Raw genomic sequence first — 25,211 nt, 5'->3', positions numbered from 1 at the left:
TTCAAGCTTCACTTGAGAGAAACAAGCACGTAAAAATGGATAAAAAAAACGATCATAAAAGCAATTCAATCCTACAACCGCTGTCCTCATCTGCTCTTCATCAAAAGCGCCTTACACCAATGATGGAGCAATATATAGAAATCAAAGCAGTTAATAATGATTCTCTGCTCTTTTACCGTATGGGTGATTTTTATGAATTGTTTTTTAATGATGCAGTCGAAGCAGCTCAAGCCTTAGGAATTACACTTACAACACGTGGAAAACATCTAGGTGAAGATATTCCTATGTGTGGTGTTCCTGTTCATGCTGCTGATGATTATTTGCAAAAACTCATTGCTCACGGTTATCGTGTTGCTGTTTGTGAACAGACAGAAGATCCTACAGAAGCAAAAAAGCGTGGTTCAAAATCTGTTGTTCGGCGAGATGTTGTGCGCCTTGTCACACCTGGAACTATAACAGAAGAAAAACTTCTTGATCCAACACGCGCAAATTATCTAATGACACTTGCCCGCATAAAAACCAGCGACGGAGATGAGTTCGCCCTTTCCTGGATTGACATCTCAACAGGTATATTTCGTGTAACAGAAAGTTGCCATGAAAAACTTTTAGCAGACATTATGCGCGTGGACCCACAAGAAATTATTGTCGCTGATTCCTTTTTTCATGATAAGTCTCATAAATCGCTTTTTAATGTTCTTGATCGTATCATTTCACCGCAACCCGCTAATCTTTTTGATACAATAACCGCTGAACGGGATATTTGCAATTATTTTAAACTCTCAACCCTTGAAGGTGTAGACGATTATTCACGTCCAGAACTTTCTGCAATCGCTGCTGCTATTCGTTATATCGAAAAAACACAAATTACTCACCGTCCTCCGCTTATGCGCCCTGAACGCCAAAATGAGAGTGCTACTCTTTTTATTGATGCTGCAACGAGGATGAATCTTGAGCTTGTTCGAACGACATCTGGTCAACGTGATGGAAGTTTATTAAAAGCTATTGATCGTACTGTAACAGGAGGGGGATCACGCCTTCTTGTTGACAGACTTATTGCTCCCCTAACGATACCTTCAGCTATTGATAAGCGCCTAGATTCGGTTGCCTTTTTTCTGCGTAGTACATCTCTTGCAGAAGCTATAAAATTTATTTTGAAAGGGGGGCCAGATATGCCCCGCGCAGTTTCACGTTTGGCTCTTGGACGAGGAGGACCACGTGATATGGCCGCGATTCAGCGTGGTTTTGAAATTATTTGTCAACTTAATCAGCTTCTTAACAATGAATTGCTCCCAGAAGAAATAAGTGATATACAAGAAATATTCTTACATTTACCTGCTGCCTTGCATTTACATTTAGAGCAAGCATTAGCTGATGATCTTCCTTTGCTTAAACGAGATGGTGGTTTTATTCGTTCCAATTATCACAAAGAACTCGATGAAATGCGCGCTCTGCGCGATGAATCACGCCGTGTTATTGCTGAACTTCAAGCAAAATATGCCCAAGAAACAGATATTAAAACACTCAAAATAAAGCATAACAATATCCTAGGCTATTTCATTGAAGTAACCAATTTACAAGCATCAGCTCTCACAGATACCGCACAAGCAAAAGCACATTTTATTCACAGACAAACAATGGCAAATGCTATGCGTTTTACCACAACTGAGCTTGCCGAACTGGAAAGCCGTATTGCCCACGCAGCTAACCATGCGCTGACCCTTGAGCTGGAAATTTTTGATACTCTTGTTTATGAAATTACCGAAAAAGCTGACTTTATTCGTAGCGCTGCCGAAGCGCTTGCTATTTTGGATGTCTCTATTGCTTTAGCGCATCTTGCTGAAGAACAAGGATATTGTCGTCCTAAAATTGATCAATCACTTACCTTTCATATCACTGCAGGACGTCATCCTGTTGTAGAGCAGGCACTTCAAAAACAAGCGACAGAACCCTTTGTTGCCAATAATTGTAACCTCTCTGTGCAAGAAAATCATCAATATGCAGCAATCTGGCTGTTGACAGGGCCAAACATGGGAGGGAAATCAACTTTCTTGCGGCAAAATGCCCTCATCGCCATTATGGCGCAAATGGGTTCTTTTGTTCCAGCAACCTCAGCGCATATTGGCGTTGTTGATCGTTTATTTAGTCGTGTTGGTGCTTCTGACGATCTCGCACGGGGACGCTCAACCTTTATGATGGAAATGGTCGAAACAGCAACGATTCTTAATCATGCAAGCCGCAATTCTCTTGTTATCCTTGATGAAATCGGACGGGGGACATCAACTTTTGATGGACTTTCAATTGCTTGGGCAGCTGTTGAATATCTTCACGAAGTTAATCAGTGTCGTGCTATTCTCGCAACACATTTTCATGAAATGACCGCACTTACCGAGAAGCTTAACCGCCTCCATAATGTAACAATGAAAGTCAAAAATTGGAATGGCGAGGTTGTTTTCCTTCATGAGGTGACACCGGGAGCTGCTGACCGGTCTTACGGAGTACAAGTTGCAAAACTTGCTGGACTTCCTGAAGCGGTTATTACACGTGCTACAAACGTTCTACATCAATTAGAGCAAAGCGAAATGGCTGGAAAAAGGCATAAATTAATTGATGACCTGCCACTCTTCTCTCTTAAGGCAATATCTCCTATCAATCAAGAGACACAAACACATTGTGCACTTCATAAAGCATTAGAAAATATCCATCCTGATGAACTCTCTCCTAAGCAAGCTTTAGAAGCGCTTTACCGCCTCAAACAACTAGAAAAACACTAAATCTTTTGTAGAAAATCAAAAATGGTGTTTTCTCTTGATAGCTTAACTCGTATTGATTTTTCACCGTATTATCATCGCTTTTACACGATATCTCTTAAGCAGTACTAAAGTCAATACTGAGAAAACAATGGCGCTATACCTTCTGAAACCAATTTTTTATACAAAAAAGAAGTTCATAACGCTCAATAATCGTATTACTCCACTTTTATCTTTTTGCTAAAATCTTACCAATTCTAATTTAAAATATTCTTCCTGAGCATGTAAAATAATCAACTTGGAATATTATGAAATAATGCCTATCAAAATCTCTCCCTCCCCACGCATCTTTTACAAACTGGATTCCTCACTTAAATCATATACTCCGAACCGCACCCTTGGCAGCAGAAGTTGTCATAGCTGCATAAGCTTTAAGCGCCTTTGAAACTTTACGCTTACGCTCCTCAACCGGTTGCCAAGCGGCGTTTCCTTTTTCTTTCATTTTGACACGACGGCGCATAATCTCAATATCATCTACCAACATATGAATAGTGCGGTTAGGGATGTCTATTTCTATTATATCTCCCTCTTCTACCAGAGCAATTGCGCCTCCTTCAGCTGCTTCTGGTGAAATATGTCCGATAGAAAGCCCTGAAGATCCTCCAGAAAATCGACCATCGGTTACAAGTGCACAAACTTTTCCCAATCCTTTAGATTTGAGATAGCTCGTGGGATAGAGCATTTCTTGCATTCCAGGCCCACCGCGTGGACCTTCATAACGGATTAAAACGATATCGCCTGAATTAATTTTATCAGTTAAAATTGCCGAAACAGCTGAATCTTGGCTCTCAAAAATCTTTGCTGGACCTTTAAAATTTAAAATCGACGGATCAACACCTGCTGTTTTTACAATGCAACCATCTTCTGCAAGATTTCCATAAAGAACAGCCAATCCTCCATCTTGCGAATAAGCATGTTCAATATCACGGATTACACCTTTTTTACGATCAAGATCAAGGGTATCATAACGACAAAATTGGCTAAAAGCTGTTTGCGTCGAGATACCACCTGGGGCAGCGCGATAAAATTCATGAGTCCTTGTTTCATTTGTCTGTTTTACATTCCATCGACAGAGAGCTTCTTTCATTGTTTTCGCATGCACCGTGTAAACAGATGTATCAATGAGTCCAGCTGCATCTAATTCACCCAAAAGCCCCATAATACCACCAGCACGATGAACATCCTCCATATGCACATTGGAAACAGCAGGTGCAACCTTGCATAAAACAGGAATACGACGTGAAAGGCGATCAATATCCTTCATGGTAAAATCCACCTCACCTTCTTGTGCCGCTGCTAAAAGATGTAAAACTGTGTTAGTTGATCCCCCCATGGCAATATCAACAGTCATTGCATTTTCAAAAGCTTTGCGCGAAGCAATAGAACGCGGTAAAACTGTTCCATCGTCTTCTTCGTAATAACGCTTAACCAACGCAATAATTTGCCGTCCGGCTTCTTCAAAAAGCATTCGACGGTCTACATGCGTTGCTAATATTGAACCATTTCCAGGGAGAGAAAGCCCCAATGCTTCAGTTAAACAATTCATAGAATTCGCAGTAAACATTCCTGAACAAGAACCGCATGTAGGACAGGCAGCAAGCTCTATTTCAGCAACTTCTTCTTCTGAGTTATTTTCTGAAGCTGCAGCAATCATAGCATCAACTAAATCAACGCTCAGATTTTGATCTTTCCATTTAATCTTACCTGCTTCCATAGGACCACCTGAAACAAAGATTGTTGGAATATTCAACCGTAAAGAAGCCATTAACATACCGGGCGTAATCTTGTCACAATTGGAAATACAGACAAGTGCATCAGCACAATGAGCATTGACCATATATTCAACAGAATCAGCAATGATTTCACGTGAAGGCAAAGAATAAAGCATTCCATCGTGCCCCATAGCAATTCCATCATCTATCGCAATTGTGTTAAATTCTTTCGCAACACCACCAGAAGCAACTATTTTTTGTGCCACCAATTGCCCAAGATCTTTTAAATGGACGTGCCCCGGTACAAATTGCGTGAAAGAATTAGCAATCGCGATAATTGGTTTGCCAAAATCTGTCTCTTTCATCCCTGTTGCACGCCAAAGACTACGAGCTCCTGCCATATTGCGCCCATGAGTTGATATTCTTGAACGGTAAGAAGGCATTATTTTTTCCCCTCAAATAATTCCATTTTCTCTGTTGTGCTGCAAGATAACCTTAAAAACAAGAGCTCTCGCGCATCAATAAAGGATAATATCTCTATTGAGACATTTAAATTACAACATTGGAAAACATGCATAAACCTTTTTCAATAGCGCATCATCCAGTAAATTTTTTGAGAAAGTAGAATCCTATAATAACTGCCTTTTGGCTGCGTAAAAACCTTTGTATTTAAGCGATAATATTAAAATAAACATTTACTTACGTTAGAACAACAAGGGTTGATTTTTATCGCATAAAACAACCTTCATTGATGACACCTCTCTCCAAATGCTTTTATAAGCATTATGCATTATGTCACAAATAATAAACTGCTCGCTTTTCTTTTGGTGCGTATCACAAAAATATCATCAACTTATTCGTTCACTTTTATGACAATAAAATTGTTTAAATCTTATAAACTATAAAAATGTATAATGAATAAGTGCATACAGAGGCGTCACGAAATCATTGGAAAATACACTCCGCTACCCATAAAAACCGTCTTGATATTCGTAGAGAAATCATTATCTGGAAATTACTATAGCTACAAGTAGCACCTCTTCAGTAAAGTAAATGCTGATGCTTTATTAAACAAATAGAGTCTTGATTGGTGGAGCTAAGCGGGATCGAACCGCTGACCTCTTGCATGCCATGCAAGCGCTCTCCCAGCTGAGCTATAGCCCCCCACAAAGACAGATTATCTCTCAAAAGGACGAAAAAAATTGAAAGTCAAGAAGAATTTATATTCAATAAAAAGAACACCCTCCGACTTCTTTTAAAGATCATCATCATTAGCAACACCACCTCCGATAATACCGGTAACATCATCATCATCGTCATCTTCATCATGAGACAAAAACGTGTCATCATCATCACCCAGGTCCACATCACTATCTTCCAAATCAGGAATATCATCATCTTTAGAATCATCCCCATCTTCTTCAAGAAGCATAAAGGCAGATTTTTCAAGCGCTGTATCAAGTTCTTCAGTATCAACCTCTTCCTCACTGCTTGCTTCAGCTGCCACAACCTCAAAATAAGAACGCGGATAAGAAATCCCCGTATAAGGTGACACAATGGGATCGCGATTAAGATCATAAAACTTTTTTCCCGTTTCCGGGTCAACACGTTTGGTTCCAAGTTCCTGTTTTGCCATGGATCGTGCCTCTTTGGTTAGCTATCATTCATTAAACACAAATTTTATGCTCCTTAATCGAAAGATAATGCCTTTGTCAAAGATAAATACGTCGTTTCACACGGATTTTCTCATGACGCTTCTCAAAGCATATGCTAAAGGATGCTTAACTCAATAAAATTTGGATAAAATTAAATATAATTTCTATGAAAAAAGCAATACCCATAACTTCCTACCAATCTACCAGTCTTTCCGGAAAAATTAGAATACCAGGAGATAAATCAATTTCACATCGATCTCTTATATTGGGAGGATTAGCAAGTGGTGAAACATGTATCTACGGATTACTTGAAAGCGACGACGTTCTCAATACCGCTACTGCTATGCAAGCTATGGGTGCATGCATTCATAGAAAAGATGATCTCTGGATTATTCGAGGAACCGGAAATGGTTGCCTCTTGGCTGCACAAGAACCTTTAAATTTCGGCAATGCTGGCACAGGTGCCCGCTTGGTCATGGGGATGGTTGGTTCTTATCATATGAAAACAACCTTTATCGGTGACGACTCTCTCTCCAAACGTCCAATGGGACGTATCTTAGACCCATTACGATTAATGGGTGTTGAAATTGAAGCAACATATGGCGATCGTCTCCCTTTAACGCTCTATGGCCCGAAAATGGCTAACCCGATTCGCTACCGTATTCCAATGGCTTCTGCCCAAGTTAAATCAGCAATCCTGCTTGCTGGACTCAATACCGCTGGTACCACAACTGTTATTGAACCGATTCTCACACGAGACCATACAGAAAAAATGTTAAAAGCATTTGGTGCTGAACTTGAGATAGAAACAGATGCAGACGGAACACGTTTCATCCATCTCAGTGGTCAACCACACCTTACTGGACAAGAAATTGATATCCCAGGTGATCCCTCTTCTGCCGCTTTTCCACTTATCGCAGCCCTTCTTGTAGAAGATTCTGATATTACTCTTGAAAATGTTCTCATAAATCCTTCTCGAATGGGATTTATCGAAACATTATGGGAAATGGGTGCTCAAATTGAACTTTTAAACAAACGTCAAACAGGTGGAGAGGATGTTGCCGATTTGCACGTTCAATCATCAACACTAAAAGGTATCACTGTGCCCAAAGAACGCGCCCCATCAATGATTGATGAATATCCCGTTTTGGCGGTAGCAGCAGCCTTTGCTGAAGGTAAAACCGTTATGCACGGAATTGAAGAATTGCGCGTTAAAGAATCGGATCGACTCTCTGCAATTGCTCAAGGACTAAAGATTAATAATGTGAATTGTGAAGAAGGTGAAAATTTTCTTATTGTTCATGGAAAAGGCTCCGCAAAAGGATTGGGTGGTGGAAACGTCACCACGCATCTTGATCATCGAATTGCTATGTGCTTTCTGGTTTTTGGGTTAATCTCAGAAAAACCTGTTACTATTGACGACAAACGAATGATCTCTACCAGCTTCCCAGAGTTTGTTCCTTTCATAAAACAATTGGGGGGAAAAATTTCTTGAAACCTTTTATTATAGCCATTGATGGACCAGCAGCATCAGGGAAAGGGACATTAGCACGAAAAATTGCTACGCATTATTGTCTTCACCACCTCGATACCGGTCTCACTTATCGCGGTGTTGCTTATGCACTGTTGCAACAAAAATTTGCTTTTGATGATGAAAAAAGTGCGATTGCTTGTGCTAAAGAACTTGATTTTAATACTTTAAATCCGGACGTTCTTTCTTCTCATGAACTTGGCGAAGCCGCCTCAAAAATAGCAATTATCCCAGCTGTACGTGAAATTCTTGTTGCTAAACAACGTAACTTTACTAAAATTTTGCCTGGCAGCGTTCTTGATGGCCGCGATATTGGTACCGTTGTCTGCCCAAATGCTGATGTTAAGCTTTATGTTTTAGCCAACATTCAAACAAGGGCAAAACGTCGCTATCAAGAAACTTTAGAACAAGGAATTCAAGCAAATTATCATGAAATCCTAGCTCAACTTGAACGACGTGATCGTCGTGATATAACCCGCAAACAAAACCCATTAAAACCAGCAAATAACGCCCACTTGCTTGATACGTCAGAATTGAGTATAGAAACGACATTTACAATTGCATGCGCTTTTGTTGATCCAATCATAAAAGCACATATAATTGAATGAAGTCGTCAAGGTAATTTCCGGCCAAGCGCTAATTTTTCTTCTTATATATAAGGAAAAAGGCATGAAGTTACCCCGTATCAACACTAACTTAGCGCTTATACCTTTTGTAATTAAGGTATGTATCAGGAGTTCTTATGTCACAATACAACCCCACAACAGCGGATTTTGAAGCCCTTTTAATGAAATCTTTCCAAACCAATGATCTTAATGAAGGATCCGTTGTTAAAGGCTGTGTCATTGCAATCGAAAAAGACATGGCGATTATTGATGCTGGACTTAAAGTCGAAGGACGTATTCCACTCAAAGAATTTGGAGCTAAAGGAAAAGACGGTTCTCTACAAGTTGGAGATGAAGTCGAAGTTTATATTGAACGCATTGAAAATGCGATGGGTGAAGCAGTTCTATCCCGTGAAAAAGCACGGCGCGAGGAAAGCTGGCTTCGCTTAGAAGAAAAATTCAATGCTGGCACACGCGTTGATGGTGTTATCTTTAGTCAAGTGAAAGGAGGCTTTACAGTCGACCTCGATGGCGCTGTTGCTTTCTTGCCTCGTAGCCAAGTTGATATTCGCCCTATTCGCGATGTTTCACCTCTCATGCATAATTCACAGTCCTTTGAAATTTTGAAAATGGATCGTCGTCGTGGCAATATTGTTGTCTCACGTCGTACCGTCTTAGAGGAAAGCCGAGCTGAACAACGTTCAGAAATTGTACAAAATCTTGAAGAAAACCAAATCGTTGAAGGTGTAGTTAAGAATATCACTGATTATGGGGCTTTTGTTGATCTTGGTGGAATTGATGGTCTCTTACATGTCACAGATATGGCGTGGCGGCGTGTCAATCATCCATCTGAAGTCCTCACAATTGGTCAAACTATTAAAGTCCAAATTATTCGCATCAATCAAGATACACACCGTATCTCTCTTGGCATGAAACAGCTTGAAAGTGATCCTTGGGAAAGCATCAGTGCTAGATATCCTGTTGGTACAAAAATTACTGGTGCTGTTACCAACATTACTGATTATGGTGGTTTTGTTGAAATAGAACCAGGAATCGAAGGGCTGATCCATGTTTCCGAAATGAGTTGGACAAAGAAAAATATTCACCCTGGGAAACTTCTTTCCACATCACAAGAAGTGGAAGTTGTTGTTCTTGAAATTGATCCTTCTAAACGGCGTATTTCTCTTGGTTTAAAGCAAACGTTTGAAAATCCATGGGTCGCCTTTGCTAATAAATTTCCTGTCAATTCACAAATTGAAGGAGAGGTCAAAAACAAGACAGAGTTTGGTCTCTTCATTGGGCTTGAAGGAGATGTTGACGGTATGGTTCACCTCTCCGATCTTGATTGGAATCGTCCTGGTGAACAGATCATTGATACTTACAATAAAGGTGATGTTGTTAAAGCCGTTGTCCTTGATGTTGACGTTGAGAAAGAGCGTATCTCTCTTGGAATTAAGCAACTTTCCAACGATAAAGTTGGAGAAGCAGCTGCTGCTGGCGAACTTCGCAAAGGTGCTGTTGTAACGTGCGAAGTTATTGCAGTTAATGAGAATGACATTAGTGTAAAATTGGTTGATCACAATCTTGAAACAACCATTCGCCGAGCTGATTTAGCACGTGATCGTGACGAACAACGTCCTGAACGCTTTTCTATTGGTCAAAAAGTTGATGCTCGCATTACTGCATTTGATAAAAAAACACGCAAGCTTTCAGTATCCATTAAAGCTTTAGAAATTGCAGAAGAGAAAGAGGCCGTTGCCCAATATGGTTCAACAGATTCAGGCGCCTCTCTTGGTGAGATTCTTGGAGCAGCTTTAAAAAAGCAAGAACAAGATTAATAGATTAATAGTTAAAACTAAGGTCGCTAGAAAAACTGGCGACCTTTTTTATTCTTCAATGAAACATCCTCCTTAATTTTTCAATCATCTGACAAAAAACCGCGAATACTTCCAAATAAAAATAAAAAGTTTATTATTAAGCTAGAATGCCAACAGTTTGTTGAATAAAAAAGAAACCGTATCATTGAATGGCAATATAACATTATGGCACCCAAAATATCTTTTATGAAGTGTTTTTTTTCTCAAAAAACGAAAGTCTTCTATCCTACTGAAACAAACTTTCCTATTCGTTCAGCTTATAAATCAGAAGAAGAGTTCTATAAATTAGGGGCAGATATAGCCTCTAGCAAAGAAATTTTACTTCCTGAATATGAGGGAGAAAATGATTTTCGTAAACGCTTGATCGAAAATGCCAAACTTATTCTTTATGCCTTTCGTACCAGCGATATTGCCGCTCAGAATGATGAAGCTATTACACCCTCTGCTCAATGGCTTATTGATAATCATTATACCATTGACAAAACCATACAGCAGCTACTCTACAACTTCCCCCAATCCTTCATCAAGCAACTTCCCCTTTATAAAAAAAAAGCTGAAATTCCCCGTATTTTTGCTTTATCTTGGCTTTATATCGCGCATACGGATAGCAGATTTTCACAAGAAACACTCACCGCTATAGTCAACGGATTTCAAGAAATTTGTAATCTTACAATTGGTGAATTATGGGCTCTCCCTTCTGTTATCCGTATGCTGTTAATCGAAAATATTCGTCGTATTGCATTGCGTATTGAGAAAACACAGCATATGCGTCATCTTGCTAATCAAGTAGCTGATAATATTACTCTCGCAGAAAATGAAACCAAATTATACAGTCTTTTCAATCTTTATGAAAAATTAACCGCAGATTCGACATTTTCAGCTCATTTATTCTACCGTTTACGAGGCGCATCTGTTGATTCAACAGTGGCACTAAATTGGCTTGAAAAACAATTACATCGCCAAGGCAGTAGTCCAGAAGCTGCAACCGCTGATGAACATACCCGTCAAGCGGCAGACGGTGTAACCATGAGCAATATTATTCGTGCCCTCAAAACCATTGATGATGTTGATTGGACAATATGGTTTGAAACTGTTAGTTCTGTTGACTTGATCTTGCGTGAAAATAGCGATTTTTCTGAAATTGATTCTCATTCACGCAATGTCTATCGACAAGTGATAGAAACAATTGCACGCCGTTCCTCTCTCAGCGAAGTTGAGATCGCGCGTAAAGCTTTAGAATTAACAAATTCTGCCTCTGAATATAATTCTTATCATAACAGTTCCTCTATTGGATGGTATTTGGTCGATGATGGGCGTTACACTTTTGAAAAAGCTTGTGGATACTCTCCACCCCTTTTTATAAAATGGATGCACGCCTACCGTCGCTTAAAAATAGGAACCATTGCACTTCCTGTTTCTCTTTTAACGCTCGCTCTTTTATTTACAATCTATGTTTTATTACAGGCCTCAGGCTTAACACCGGTGAGAACGATTCTTTTTACATTCTTAGCAGTTTTTCCTGCTATGGATGCTTCTTTTTCTCTCTTTAATACTCTTGTTTCATGGTTTACTCCACCAAAACAGCTTATTGGTTACGAATATAAAGAAGGTATTCCCAAACACGCGCGCACAATGGTTGTTGTTCCTACTTTAATCACATCACGTGATTACATTGATGAGCAAGTACGTAATCTTGAAGTGCACTATCTTTCTAATCCAAAAGGCGCCATTCATTTCGCTCTTATTACGGATTGGGATGACTCTCCTTTTGAGCAAACGCAAGATGATCTTGATCTGCTACACTATGCGCAAAATAGTATCGCTAAACTTAATTATCGTTATCGTCGTGATAGTATTCCCCTCTTTTTTCTTCTACACCGTCGGCGTCTTTATAATGATAGCGAAAAATGTTGGATGGGATGGGAACGTAAACGTGGTAAACTTCACGAGCTTAATCTCTTATTAAGAGGAGATAAAAATACGAGCTTCTACGCTCCAGATCCACATCTTCCTGTAGATTGCCGTTTCATTATGACTTTGGATTCAGACACACGTCTCACCCCCGAAAGCATTGCAAAACTCGTTGGAAAACTTAACCATCCGCTCAACTTTCCCATTTTTGATCCCAAAAGTGGAAAGATTGTAAAAGGTTACGGCATTTTACAACCCCGTATCACACCTTCTCTCACCTCAGGAAAAGAAACATCAATTCTGCAAAGGATTTTTTCTACCAATCGTGGCATGGATCCTTACGTCTTTGCTGTGTCTGATACCTATCAAGATCTTTTAGGAGAAGGAACTTTCACTGGTAAAGGTCTTTATAACATTGATGCATTTGAGAAAGCACTTCATGGAAAAATTAAAGAAAATACTGTTCTCAGCCATGATCTTTTAGAAGGAGGTTATGCACGTTCCGCACTGGTGACCAACGTAGAAATAATTGAGGATTACCCAACAGCCTATAATGTTGATGTTACCCGTCATCATCGTTGGATTCGTGGCGACTGGCAGTTATTGCCATACCTCTTACGTTGGCGTCAAATCAGCCTTATTACTCGTTGGAAAATGCAGGATAATCTGCGCCGTTCTCTCACACCGCTTTTGTGGCTCATCGCAGCAATCACAGGGTGGTCTCTTTTACCGTTAAAAACAGCACTTATCTGGCAAATATTCTTGCTGCTTAGTCTCTTCATCTCTCCAATTTTGGGCGTGTTCCAAACTATCATTCCCTCTAGCTTTAATCATTTTTTGTGTGGACACCTTCAATCAATTTTGAGCAAAATTGCTTTTACGGGAGCAGATATATTTCTAAAAACTGCGTTTATTGCCCACTCAGCTTATTTTATGACTGATGCAATCATTCGCACGCTTTACCGCATGATGATTTCAAAACAACATCTGCTTGAATGGAAAACCTCCGCTGCAACAAAATCAATTCCTAATAGCTTAGACTTCTATATCCTCACAATGTGGCCGGCATCACTTATTGGGATTATTTCTGTAACACTACCTGTACTTTCACATTCCTCAGCAAGCATTATCGCTTTGCCTTTCGGACTAGCTTGGTTTTTCTCACCCCTCATTGCATGGATTGTTAGCCAACCATCAACATCCCAAGACACACTCGATATATCTTCAAATGATAAAAAAATACTCCGGCGTATTGCACGAAGAACTTGGCTTTATTATGCAACCTTTGTTAATGCAGAAAATAATCATTTACCACCCGATAATTTCCAAGAAGACCCCAAACCTGTCGTTGCTCAGCGCACTTCACCTACAAACATTGGAGTTTACCTACTTTCCACTATTGCTGCGCGTGATTTCGGATGGATTAGTTTCGAAGAAACCATTACACGCATCGAATATACTTTAAGCACGCTTGCAAAAATAGAAAAATTCCATGGTCATCTCTATAATTGGTATGCAACTGATACACTCAAACCTCTCTTACCAACCTATATTTCAACCGTTGATTCAGGAAACCTTGCCGGCCATTTGGTAACACTTTCTTCTGCTTTAAATGAATGGGCCCAAACACCTCGTATTTTTTTGCAAAGTGATTTAGCGGGTTTATTTGATGTCACAGATATTCTTGAAGAAACCCTTAAAGAAATTCCAGATGACCGAGATATTTTACGTCCCTTACGCAAACGAATCGAAGAACGCATAGCCAATTTTCATTGCGCCGTTAAATCTCTCGTAGAAAATCCAACCACTATTCCTTTTCACACCATTAATATTTCACTTTCAGCCCATGATATTGTCCACTTAGTAGCCGCACTGGACCAAAAAATTCAAACAACAGAATCATCTCACATGCTCTCTTGGGCCAAATGCCTTGTAGAAACCTGCGAAGCTCATCATCATGATGCTACCGGTGATTATGATACCGAAAAAATGTGTCAAAAATTAAACACTTTAGCCACAAATGCACGACAAATAGCCTTTGATATGGAATTTAAATTTTTAGAACATCCTGAACGACAACTCTTATCTATTGGCTATCGTGTTCAAGAAAATAAGCTTGATGAAGGCTGTTATGATCTTCTAGCTTCAGAAGCGCGCCTCGCAAGCTTTTTTGCTATTGCGAAAGGTGATATCAAATTCAAACATTGGTTTCATCTCGGCCGATTACTCATCCCTATTGGCTGGAAAGGTGCTCTCTTATCATGGTCTGGATCCATGTTCGAGTATCTTATGCCATCTCTCATTATGCACGAACCTTTAGGATCTATACTAGATCAAACCAATCGATTAATTATTCGTCATCAAATACAATACGCGCATAAACGAGGATTGCCATGGGGTATTTCAGAAGCTGCATTTAACGCTCGTGATCATTTAATGAATTACCAATATGCCAGCTTTGGAGATCCAAACCTTGGATTGCAGCGCGGTCTTTCACGCAATGCAGTTATTGCCCCTTACGCAAGCCTTCTAGCAGCACAATACATACCAACACACGCCGTAAAAAATTTAAAAAAACTGCGAGATCTCGGAGCTTTAGGGACATATGGTTATTATGACTCCCTCGATTTTACCCCTTCACGTGTGCAAAAGGGAGAAAAATACGCCGTTGTACGCAATTATTATGCGCACCATCACGGCATGTCAATTCTTGCTATCAACAATGTTATTTTTAAAGGGCAAATGCGTAATCGCTTTCATCGTGATCCAGCCATTGAAGCAACACAGTTGTTATTACAAGAAAGAGCTCCACGTCAAATTCCTATCATTCGCACCAAAGATACTGATCCTGAACACAATAAATCTCAAGAGTTTGATAACGCACCTTTACGCATTATAACTAACCCGCTTCTCAAACCCCGTACAACTTTACTTCTATCCAACGGTTTTTATTCTACAATGCTGACAGCAAATGGTTCCGGATATAGCCGTTGGCATGATTACATGCTCACGCGCTTTATTCCTGATATCGCAGAAGATCAGCAAGGTATTTTATTCTTCTTGCGCGATATACATAGTGGACATTGGTGGTCTGTGACTGGTGAACCAACACGCGTTACCGAAGAAGAAACTGTCTGTATTTTTACAGATGAAAAAGCTGAATATATGAAAATGGTTGATGGTATTAAATCAACACTTGAGTGTCTCGTTACATCCGAAAATAATGGTGAATGCCGACGTATCAAGCTTATGAATACAACTAACAAAGATCGCTTCATTGAAGTTACCTCTTATGGTGAATTAGCACTCGCAACAATGAATAGTGACTGCATCCATCCCATTTTTTCGTATATGTTTATTGAAACAGAAATTGCTGATTCGGGAGGAACAATTTTTGCCAAAAGACGCAAACGCGCGCCTAACGATCCCGAAATTCACATCACCCACTTTGTCACAGATACAGCAGGAACTATCCCAGAAACGGAATCTGAAACAGACCGTTCCCTGTTTATAGGCCGTGGCCGATCTATTCACAGACCAGCTGCATTTGATAAAAATGCTCGTTTTAGTGGGAGCCACGGCTGCGTTCTAGATCCTGTCATCTCACTCCGCTGTCGTGTAAAAATTCCCGCATATGAAAAGGCTGAACTCATTTTTTGGACTTTTGCTGCTAACTCAAAAGAAACGCTGCAAAATCATGTGAAATATTATCGACAACCCAACATGTTTCAGCGAGAGTTTTCAATGGCATGGACACGTTCACAAGTTGCATTATATCAGAGCGGTATCAGCCTTAAGGAAGCCATTACCTATCAAAAATATGCAACTCCACTCATTTATCCAGATCGCACATGGCGTCTTCCTCCTGAAATATTAGTAAAAACTCTTGGCAAGCAATCTGATCTTTGGCCAATGTCTATTTCAGGAGACGTTCCTATCTGCCTTTTAAGGTTAGATAATGAAATGGATATAACTGTGCTTCGTGACCTCCTTAAAGCACATGAATATTGGTGGACGCGTGGATTAATGGTTGATCTTGTTATTTTAAATGAGCGAGCATTTTCTTATGCCCAAAATATGCAACGCGCTATTGAATGGGCATGCGAATCTTATCGTTACCACACCACTGAAACTGATAAACGCCAACGTATTTTTACCCTTCGGCGAGATCAGATGAATGAACAAAGTTTCAATACACTACTTGCATCTGCTCGTATCGTTCTTTATGCTCAGAATGGGTCTTTGTCTGAACAGCTCAAACGTATGGAAAATATTGATTCTGATCTGGCTGCCCGCAACAGTAATCAAGAATTTAATAATAAACTAAGTCACAGTAAATATGACAAAAGAAGGCAAATAAAAACACCAACCGAACCAAACCCCTTTACTTCGATTGGTCTCATCACCCCCCAAAAAATCTCACTTAGTCCTGCTCATGGTCAAGATCTAAAATATTGGAATGGTTATGGCGGGTTTAACCATTATAATCATTATGTCGTGCGTCTTAAAGGGCATACAACCACACCGCATCCGTGGATTAACGTCATTGCTAATAATAACTTTGGCTTCCATGTATCAGCTGAAGGAGCACTTTTCACATGGGCCAACAATAGCCGTGATTACCAATTAACGCCATGGGCGAACGACCCTGTTTCAAACCGTCCAGGAGAAGCACTTTATCTTGTTGATCGCGTATCTTTAAAGCGCTTCTCACCGGTTTCTTCTGTAGAATGTGATGAAAACGTTGTTTATGAAGCTTGCCATGGTTTTGGATTTTCAACCTTTAAATCTACGCACTCAGAAATTGCATTAGAACTTACTCATACAATTGATTTAAAAAAACCAATTCGTTTTTCACGACTTATCATCAAAAATGAAGGAAAAAAGCCACGAAGCTTACGTCTTTATAATTACATTGAATGGGTTTTAGGAAATGCTCGTACAAAACATGCTCCCTTTATCCTTCCTTCTTATGATCCCAAACGTGGCGCACACTTTATTCAAAATCCTTATCACGTAGAAAAATCGCAACAAATAGCATTTTTATCAGCATCAAAAATGCCAACAAGCACGACAACCGATCGTTTCGAATTTATTGGCTCTACAGGAACAGTCAAGCATCCATGCGCGCTCCGTAAAGCAGAAGCACTTTCAAACACAGTTGAAGCAGGCTGCGATCCTTGCTCAGCATTTGCCTATGATATTGATCTAGCACCTAACCAAACAAAAGAAATCATCTTCTATCTTGGCAGTGCAAAAAACAGGCAGGAGGCTGAAAAATTGCTAGACCAAGCACGTGCAAGTGATTTTAAAATTCTGCTCACAAAACAAAAACAACAATGGAATGATTTTGTTTCTCCGCTCCAAGTCAAAACACCGGATCCCTCTTTTGATATTATGGTCAATCATTGGCTCCCTTATCAGACCTACGCATGCCGCATGCTAGCACGCGCAGCTTTTTATCAAGCCAGCGGAGCATTCGGATTCCGCGACCAATTGCAAGACAGCTTATCTTTACTCCCCCTTGAACCAAAACTGGCACGCCAACAATTATTACACGCTGCAGCCCATCAATTTCCCGAAGGTGATGTACAGCACTGGTGGTTGCCTGACACCAATGCAGGCGTTCGCACACGCATCTCTGATGACATTGTTTGGCTAGCCTATGGTACCGCCCTTTATGTTAATACCACTGGAGAGTACGACTTTCTTGATATTCCCATTGCATTCATTGAAGCCCCTCCTCTAAAAACGGAACAACAAGATGCTTATTTTCAACCCACACAATCTCGAGAAACAGCAACACTTTATGAACATTGTGCTTTGGCTTTAAATCTTGCCATAAAACGTTGTGGTCAACATGGTCTCCCTCTCATCTTGGATGGAGATTGGAATGATGGTATGAATTTAGTGGGAATTAAAGGAAAAGGGGAAAGTACTTGGTTGGGTTGGTTTCTTGGTACTACACTACAAGCATTCATTCCTCTTGCCAAAAAACGTGGAGACCATAGCCATGCCGACACATGGAGTGCATACCTTAAGCGTTTGAAAAAATCCTTAGAAGAAAACGGTTGGGATGGCGCTTGGTATCGACGTGGTTATTTTGATGATGGAACTCCTCTTGGTTCTAAAATAAATGATGAATGCCAAATTGATACCATTGCGCAATCTTGGGCTGTCATTTCTCAAATGGCATCACTTAAGCGCCAAAAACAAGCAATGGCTTCGATGCTTGAACATCTATGGGACAAAAAAGCTGGCATTATACGTCTTTTTTGGCCCCCTTTTGATAAAAGTATTCTCGAACCTGGTTATGTAAAAGGTTATCCTCCAGGCATTCGAGAAAATGGCGGACAATATACGCATGGTGCTATTTGGAGCATTCTAGCACTTGCTGAAATGGGTGAAGTAGACAAAGCTTATTCTCTATTTTCTATGATCAATCCAATCACCCATGGTAAAAATCCTGAAGTTTATCGTGTTGAACCATATGTTATGGCTGCAGACATCTACGCCATTAAACCACATCGTGGACAAGGCGGTTGGACATGGTATACAGGTTCAGCAGGATGGTTCTATTACGTTGCGATAAAAGCCATTCTTGGGATTCAACGTCAAGGCAATTTGTTGTTTTTAAAACCACATTTACCCTCTTCTTGGCCTGAATATGAAACAAAAATGAAATTTTATGATGCCATCTATATTATCAAAGTAAAATGGGGATCTGAAAATATACTTAGTGTTGATGGTAAGAAATATGCAAGACTTAACGCAGGAATAAAGTTAAAAAAAACAGGTCAACATGAAATCATACGTATTATAAAATCTTAAAAATAGAAAAAATAACAGACTTTTTTATTCTTGCTCAAAGCTACAGAATTGTTATATTTTCGGCACTCATTGTGTTGACCATATTGGTGCACAGCAATTTTAGATTTTATGAGACTGAAAGAAAATGGGTTATGAATCATCCAGATATTGCGAGGCGTGTTTACAATCATACTTGGAAACTCGATCCTATTATTCGTTCACTTCTCGATACAGATTTTTATAAACTTCTTATGGTACAGATGATTTGGGGACTTTATCCCAATGTAAATGTTACTTTTTCCCTTATAAACCGAAATCAAAAAATCCGTCTTGCTGATGATATTGATGAAGGTGAATTGCGTGCTCAGCTTGATCACGCTCTTAGTTTGCGCTTTACAAAAAAAGAGATGATCTGGCTCGCTGGCAATACATTTTATGGACGCAAGCAAATTTTCACACCAGATTTTCTCCATTGGCTTGAGAATTTTCAACTGCCAGAATATGAACTAACCCGTAAAGATGGCCAATATATCCTTCATTTTCATGGTTCGTGGCCCCATAGTTCTATGTGGGAGATCCCCGCTCTAGCCATTGTCAGTGAATTACATTCAAGAGCTTCTATGAAAAAATTAGGACGTTTTGCACTTGATGTTCTTTATGCCCGGGCTAAAGCAAAAATATGGAGTAAAGTTGAGCATCTCAAGAAATTTCCTGATATTAAAATATCTGACTTTGGCACAAGGCGTCGCCATTCTTTTTTATGGCAACGCTGGTGTGTCGAAGCATTAAAAGAAGGTATTGGCGATGCTTTTACTGGAACTTCCAATGTCCTTCTTGCTATGGATACAGATTTAGAAGCCCTTGGTACAAACGCACATGAACTGCCCATGGTCATTGCTGCCCTTACCAATAATGATAGCGAATTGTGTAAAGCACCTTATAAAGTTCTGCAAGATTGGAACCGTTATTATGGCGGAAATCTTCTCATTGTCTTGCCTGATACTTTTGGTACAGAAGCATTTTTACGCAATGCACCAGATTGGGTTGCTGATTGGACGGGTTTCAGACCCGATAGTGCTCCACCTATTGAGGGCGGCGAACGCATTATCACATGGTGGAAAGAAAAAGGAAAAGACCCACGCGAAAAATTATTGATTTTTTCTGACGCTCTCGATGTCAATACAATTGAAAAAACTTATCACAACTTCCATGGGAGAGTGCGCATGAGTTTTGGGTGGGGAACAGATCTTACTAATGATTTTGCAGGATGCGCACCCCAAGAAATGGCAACCTTTGACGCCCTTTCCCTTGTTTGTAAAGTCACTCATGCCAATGGACGACCAGCCGTAAAACTCTCCGATAATCCTGAAAAGACCACCGGCAATCCGCAAGAAATACAACGTTATCTTAATTTTTTCGATAATGAAAAACGGATCTAAAGCCCATGAAAACTTGAATCATTCGTTGGTTGTATAAAATCAGTGACTGATCAATACTAAGAAGCAGATAAAGTCTATCTACTCTTAACGCGCACAAATAATGCCTCTATTGTATTATGAATGTGATCATCATCATTAATCAAAGTGATTTTACAAACACTTAATTAAAGTTTTCATTTATAGTTCTCTCTTCTGTCAAAATCATTCCACAAGCATATCATGCTCAGCCAATGAACAATCCTAATTAACCAACATTTTAAAAAAGCTTGTCAACTAATATAAATCCTAATATGAGGATGTTATCCTAAAATTTGTAAACAATAACTTCTCTGTCCAATAACTCTCAAAAACCCAAACAAATAAAAAGAGCATTGAGTCCATAAAATCTTTTATCCTGTCATTACGAAGATGGACGTGTCACAATATAAATGGCAATCAACAGCAAAACAGCAACAACTAATAAAGCAAACCACAACGTAGGATGTGTCATCACTAAAAAAGATAAAAAACCGCCCGCCATACTCATCACTGCAAAAATTTTTAAAAATAGCGGAATGACTCGCTTTTCCTCCCATTGCTTAATTGGCGGACCGAAAATGCGGTGATTATTCAGCCAATTATGAAAACGTGGTGATGAATGAGAAAAACACCATGAAGCAACTAATAAAAAGGGTATAGTTGGTATAATAGGTAAAACCATGCCTATAATACCCAATATGACCATTATCCAGCCCACTATAGCATAGCAAATACGTAAAAAGTGAGATATCTTAAAATCCTTTTTCATTCTTTAGCGCTATTTTCCTTTACGAAAGGCTGCCCACATCTCATGCTACTTTTACATGCCTTTAGTGCAGCTTACCCGCCGATATCGCCTTCTTAGTCAGCGCATTTTCGGTGATGACTTCTTCTAAAGCACAGAATAACTTACAAAATATGATAGTCATTTCAAAGTTTTCAAGCAATTAAAGAAAATTCTTTAAAAAGCCAAAAATAAAAAGGCTGCAAAATAAACCAATGCAGCCCTTTAATCACGAATGCACTCTTCAGGGAAAGAAGATACTACACTCATCTGATAGACGTTAAGAGGAAATAACCTAGCATTTTCCTCTCTTAGTTAAATTAAGCATGAAAAACAATACATAAAAATACATCTCTAATATGTATCAACTTTTCATATCTAAATCTCTTGGATTGTGTTTCGACGGAAAAAAATTGATATAAAAATGGTGATAAAAATCAATGTTAAAATCAGCACAATCGTGGAAGCGGAATCAGAACCAATAAATAAACTTAAATAAATTCCTAAAAAACCAGAAAAAGCTGCAACAAACACCGCAATCACTAACATCAAAGAAAACCGCTTAGTAACAAGGTAAGCAATCGCTCCTGGTGCTATCAGTAAAGAAATAACTAAAACAATACCAACAGCTTTTAAAGCCGCGACAATGGTGAGAGAAATCATCGTTAAAAGTGTATAATGGAGCACTGGTATTCGTAATCCTACCGCACGACCTTGAACTGAATCAAAAATATACAGCATAAAATCTCGCCATTTTACTCCTAAAATAAAGGTGACGATAACAGAAATTATCGCTGTCTGTGTAATATCAAGCCAGTTAACACCCAAGAGATTACCAAATAAAATATGATTCAAATCTAAGCTGCTATAAATAGCCGTTGCCAAAACAAGCCCCAAACCAAACATAGAAGAAAAAACAACACCCATTACTGTATCTTGTTTAATGCGGCTATTGCTTCCTAAAAAACCTGTTGCGATAGCACAAATCATACCTGCAACAAAAGCGCCACAAGCAATCAAAGCCATCGTAACATTAGCCAGGCGAACATGCTGAAACCAAGCAAATGGTAAAGAAGTCAAAAATGCCATCATCCATGGCGTTGCCATATAACCAACAACCACTCCAGGAAAAACTGCATGGGAAATTGCATCGCCTAAAAGCGCCCATCCTTTCAAAATAAGATAACAAGAAAGCATTGCCATTGGAACAGAAAGGACCGTGACAATAATCATACCCTTAAGCATAAAGGAAAACTGAAAAGGAAGCAGTAGATGGTCGATCATGATATCACCGCGCCTTTTTTTGCCGCTTTTATACGTAAGCGCACAGCGATAAACCCGTGTTTAGGAGCAAAAATAAAAGCTATCATGAACAAAAATGCTTGAAGAAGTACAACAACACCACCAGTTTGTGCATTCAAAAAATAACTCGCATAAACACCAAATATACTTGTGACTGTCCCGATTATAACTGCAATAACCAAAATATTCACAAAACGGTCACTTAAAAGATAAGCTGTTGCTCCTGGTGTTACGACAAGACAAATAACCAAAAAAGCCCCAACTGTTTGCATAGCAGCAACAGTACAAGCAGCCAGCAGTGTAAAGAAAAGAATTTTTAAGAACTTTACGTTTAATCCAATAGCACGCGCGTGTGTCTCATCAAATAAAGAAACGAGTAAATCTTTCCATTTCAAAAGCAATATAAGCAGAGAAAAAAAGCTAATAAAAGCTAATTGTAAAATATCTGATGAACTGACTGCCAAAATATTTCCCAAAACAATCGTATCGATATTAACAGCCATCGGTTTTAAAGATTTAAGAAACAAGCCAAAAGCAAAAAAAGAAGAAAAAATCAAACCAATAATGGTATCTTCTTTAAGTTTTGTTCTGTTGTTAAAAAAAAGCATTGTCGCCGCAGCAAGCCCACCAGAAAAAAAAGCTCCAAGTGAAAAAGGTAACCCTAAAAGGTAAGCCCCTGCTACCCCCGGCACAATTGAATGAGAAAGGGCATCACCAATCAACGACCAACCCTTCAACATCAAAAAAGCAGAAAGAAAGGCACAAACACACCCTACTAATCCCGAAACCCACATCGCATTAACCATATATTGGTAGCTCAGCGGTTCAAGCAACCAAGAAATCATGCAACATGCTCCATTCTTTGAATACTCTCAGAAACGAGAGGCTGTTCTCCATTTATGAAAACATCATTTTTTTTTGCGTCTTGAAGATCAAAAATATGATGATGCAAAGCACCACCAAAAGTTTTTTCAAGATTTTGTTGCGTAAAGACCACCTCTGTTAAGCCAGAAGCTAAAACAGTTCCCTTTATTAAAACCGTGTGATCACAAAATTCACGAACAGAGCCTAAATTATGGGTAGAAACTAATATTATAGCACCCTCTTCACGCAAATCTTGTAATAAAGAAATAATTTTATCTTCTGTTGTAACATCAACTCCTGTGAATGGCTCATCTAACAAAATAGCTTTTGCTTGCTGTGCAAGAGCACGTGCTAGAAAAACACGCTTTTTTTGCCCACCAGAAAGTTCACCGATTTGACGTTTGGCAAATGCCAACATATCAACGCGTTCTAATGCAACTCGGACAGCTTCATAATCGCATGCTCGTGCATAGCGAAAAAAATTCATGTGACCATATCGCCCCATTAAAACAACATCTTCAACAAGAACAGGAAAGTTCCAATCAACATCCTCACTCTGAGGAACATAAGCAATAAGGTTTTTCTTCAAAGCCACATTAACTGACAAATCAAAAATGCGAATTTTTCCTTTTGAAGGTTGCACAAATCCCATAATAGCTTTGAATAACGTTGACTTTCCTGAACCATTAACGCCAACCAAAGCCGTAATGGAACCTGTTGGGCTTTTAAAATTCACTTCGCGCAAAGCCGTATGTCCATTACGATAAGTTACCGTTACCCCTTGAGCAAATATTCCAGTTTCAGTCATTGCCCCTTCACTCCATCTAATAAAGCATCGGTAATCCGTGTGCTTGTTACACGTAACAAATCAATATAAGTTGGTACCTCACCATTTTTCTCACTTAATGAATCAACATAAAGAACACCGCCATATTTAGCTCCTGTTTCTTTTGCGACCTGCTTAGCAGGTGCTGGAGAAATAGTACTCTCAGAAAAAATAGTATGGATATTGTATTTGCGAACCATATCAATAACATACTTCACTTGCTGTGGTGTTCCCTGCTGATCAGCATTAATTGGCCACAGATAAAGTTCTTTCAAATCAAAATCACGAGCCAGATAACTGAACGCACCTTCACTCGTCACAAGCCATCGTTTATCTTTTGGCAATGCTTCTAATTCAACTTTAATTGGATCAATCATTGCACGAATCTTCTGCTTATAAATTTCAGCATTTTCTTTATAGGTAACAGCGTTCTCAGGATCATATTTTACAAAAGCATCACGAATATTATCAACATAAATTAAAGCAGAAGTTGGTGACATCCATGCATGAGGATTTGGTTTTCCACTGAAAGGCCCCTCACCAATTTTAATTGGCACAATGCCTTCTGAAACAACGACACTTGGGACATCTTTGATATTTTGAAAAAATTTTTCAAACCAAAGCTCCAACTCTAACCCATTCCATAATATAAGGTTTGCTCCTTGTGCACGCATAAGATCTCGAGGTGTTGGTTGATATTCATGAATTTCAGCACCTGGTTTAGTGATTGATTCAACATCAGCTGCATCACCTGCTACATTCCGCGCCATATCAGCAATGACAGTGAAAGTTGTAACAGCTTTAAACTTACCCGCACCCAAAGCAAAATTGGGTGCAAACAAAATAACACTCCCAAAAATTATGAAAAAAAACGTTTTAACATTCATGGATTCTTCTCTTTATTGCCAATGATTTGCATTACTATTTAGCAATAACAGCTATCCTTCGTCTTTGCAATGCAAGATTTTGACAAAAGAATTACTTTTTGAGTTATCTAAAAATACTCTTTCTCACCCTTAAAAGGCTTGATATTTAGGGATAATATGCTTGATACGAAAACCATTTCGTAC

General features: G+C 39.2%; 13 protein-coding genes and 1 tRNA gene. 6 read left to right on the top strand and 8 right to left on the bottom strand.

The window, feature by feature from the left end; genetic code table 11:
* The first annotated feature begins 35 nt into the window (after window positions 1–35).
* Window positions 36–2,771, top strand: a complete 2,736-nt coding sequence (gene mutS, locus V4B17_RS07385) for a DNA mismatch repair protein MutS (RefSeq protein ID WP_455479485.1) — start codon at window positions 36–38, stop codon at window positions 2,769–2,771.
* Between the two features lie 352 nt (window positions 2,772–3,123).
* Here the strand turns inward: mutS and ilvD are convergent, their stop codons facing one another.
* From ilvD to V4B17_RS07370, 3 genes are all read right to left on the bottom strand, one after another.
* Entirely contained in the window at window positions 3,124–4,962 is a 1,839-nt protein-coding gene (gene ilvD / locus V4B17_RS07380; RefSeq protein WP_455479484.1) for a dihydroxy-acid dehydratase, read from the bottom strand.
* Window positions 4,963–5,607: 645 nt separating this feature from the next.
* Window positions 5,608–5,683: transfer RNA gene (locus V4B17_RS07375), tRNA-Ala, on the bottom strand.
* 91 nt (window positions 5,684–5,774) lie between these two features.
* Window positions 5,775–6,155 (bottom strand): TIGR02300 family protein, encoded by a 381-nt coding sequence (locus V4B17_RS07370; RefSeq protein WP_455466162.1) that lies wholly within the window; start codon window positions 6,153–6,155, stop codon window positions 5,775–5,777.
* A gap of 185 nt (window positions 6,156–6,340) precedes the next feature.
* On the opposite strand from V4B17_RS07370, the gene aroA reads away from it, so the two are divergent.
* The 5 genes from aroA to pncB all read left to right on the top strand — a co-directional run bounded on the left by aroA (window position 6,341) and on the right by pncB (window position 20,347).
* Window positions 6,341–7,669, top strand: a complete 1,329-nt coding sequence (gene aroA, locus V4B17_RS07365) for a 3-phosphoshikimate 1-carboxyvinyltransferase (protein ID WP_455479483.1) — start codon at window positions 6,341–6,343, stop codon at window positions 7,667–7,669.
* Window positions 7,666–8,313, top strand: coding sequence for a (d)CMP kinase (cmk, locus tag V4B17_RS07360; protein ID WP_455479482.1), 648 nt, complete (start codon window positions 7,666–7,668; stop codon window positions 8,311–8,313). Before aroA ends, cmk begins: the two co-directional genes overlap by 4 nt.
* A 134-nt stretch (window positions 8,314–8,447) precedes the next feature.
* Window positions 8,448–10,148: a 30S ribosomal protein S1 gene (gene rpsA / locus V4B17_RS07355; RefSeq protein WP_455479481.1), complete on the top strand. Its 1,701-nt coding sequence runs from the start codon at window positions 8,448–8,450 to the stop codon at window positions 10,146–10,148.
* Between the two features lie 204 nt (window positions 10,149–10,352).
* Window positions 10,353–18,929, top strand: a complete 8,577-nt coding sequence (locus tag V4B17_RS07350) for a GH36-type glycosyl hydrolase domain-containing protein (RefSeq protein WP_455479480.1) — start codon at window positions 10,353–10,355, stop codon at window positions 18,927–18,929.
* A gap of 131 nt (window positions 18,930–19,060) precedes the next feature.
* Entirely contained in the window at window positions 19,061–20,347 is a 1,287-nt protein-coding gene (pncB, locus tag V4B17_RS07345; RefSeq protein WP_455479479.1) for a nicotinate phosphoribosyltransferase, read from the top strand.
* A gap of 400 nt (window positions 20,348–20,747) precedes the next feature.
* On the opposite strand, the gene V4B17_RS07340 is transcribed toward pncB, so the two are convergent.
* The 5 genes from V4B17_RS07340 to V4B17_RS07320 form a co-directional block, all read right to left on the bottom strand.
* The gene (locus V4B17_RS07340) at window positions 20,748–21,134 is read right to left on the bottom strand and encodes a YbaN family protein (RefSeq protein WP_455479478.1); all 387 of its coding nucleotides are present in this window, start codon (window positions 21,132–21,134) and stop codon (window positions 20,748–20,750) included.
* Window positions 21,135–21,527: 393 nt separating this feature from the next.
* Window positions 21,528–22,433 carry a metal ABC transporter permease gene (locus tag V4B17_RS07335; protein ID WP_455479477.1) on the bottom strand — a complete coding sequence of 302 codons (906 nt, stop codon included), beginning with the start codon at window positions 22,431–22,433 and terminating at the stop codon, window positions 21,528–21,530.
* The gene (locus V4B17_RS07330; RefSeq protein ID WP_455479476.1) at window positions 22,430–23,296 is read right to left on the bottom strand and encodes a metal ABC transporter permease; all 867 of its coding nucleotides are present in this window, start codon (window positions 23,294–23,296) and stop codon (window positions 22,430–22,432) included. Before V4B17_RS07330 ends, V4B17_RS07335 begins: the two co-directional genes overlap by 4 nt.
* Complete coding sequence (locus V4B17_RS07325) at window positions 23,293–24,123, bottom strand: manganese/iron ABC transporter ATP-binding protein (RefSeq protein ID WP_455479475.1); 831 nt, start codon at window positions 24,121–24,123, stop codon at window positions 23,293–23,295. The genes V4B17_RS07330 and V4B17_RS07325 overlap by 4 nt, the downstream gene beginning before the upstream one ends.
* Complete coding sequence (locus V4B17_RS07320; protein WP_455479474.1) at window positions 24,120–25,028, bottom strand: metal ABC transporter substrate-binding protein; 909 nt, start codon at window positions 25,026–25,028, stop codon at window positions 24,120–24,122. The genes V4B17_RS07325 and V4B17_RS07320 overlap by 4 nt, the downstream gene beginning before the upstream one ends.
* Window positions 25,029–25,211: the final 183 nt, after the last annotated feature.

It is taken from the genome of Bartonella sp. B23 (assembly GCF_053793815.1).
This window is presented reverse-complemented; position numbering and strand designations above follow the sequence as displayed.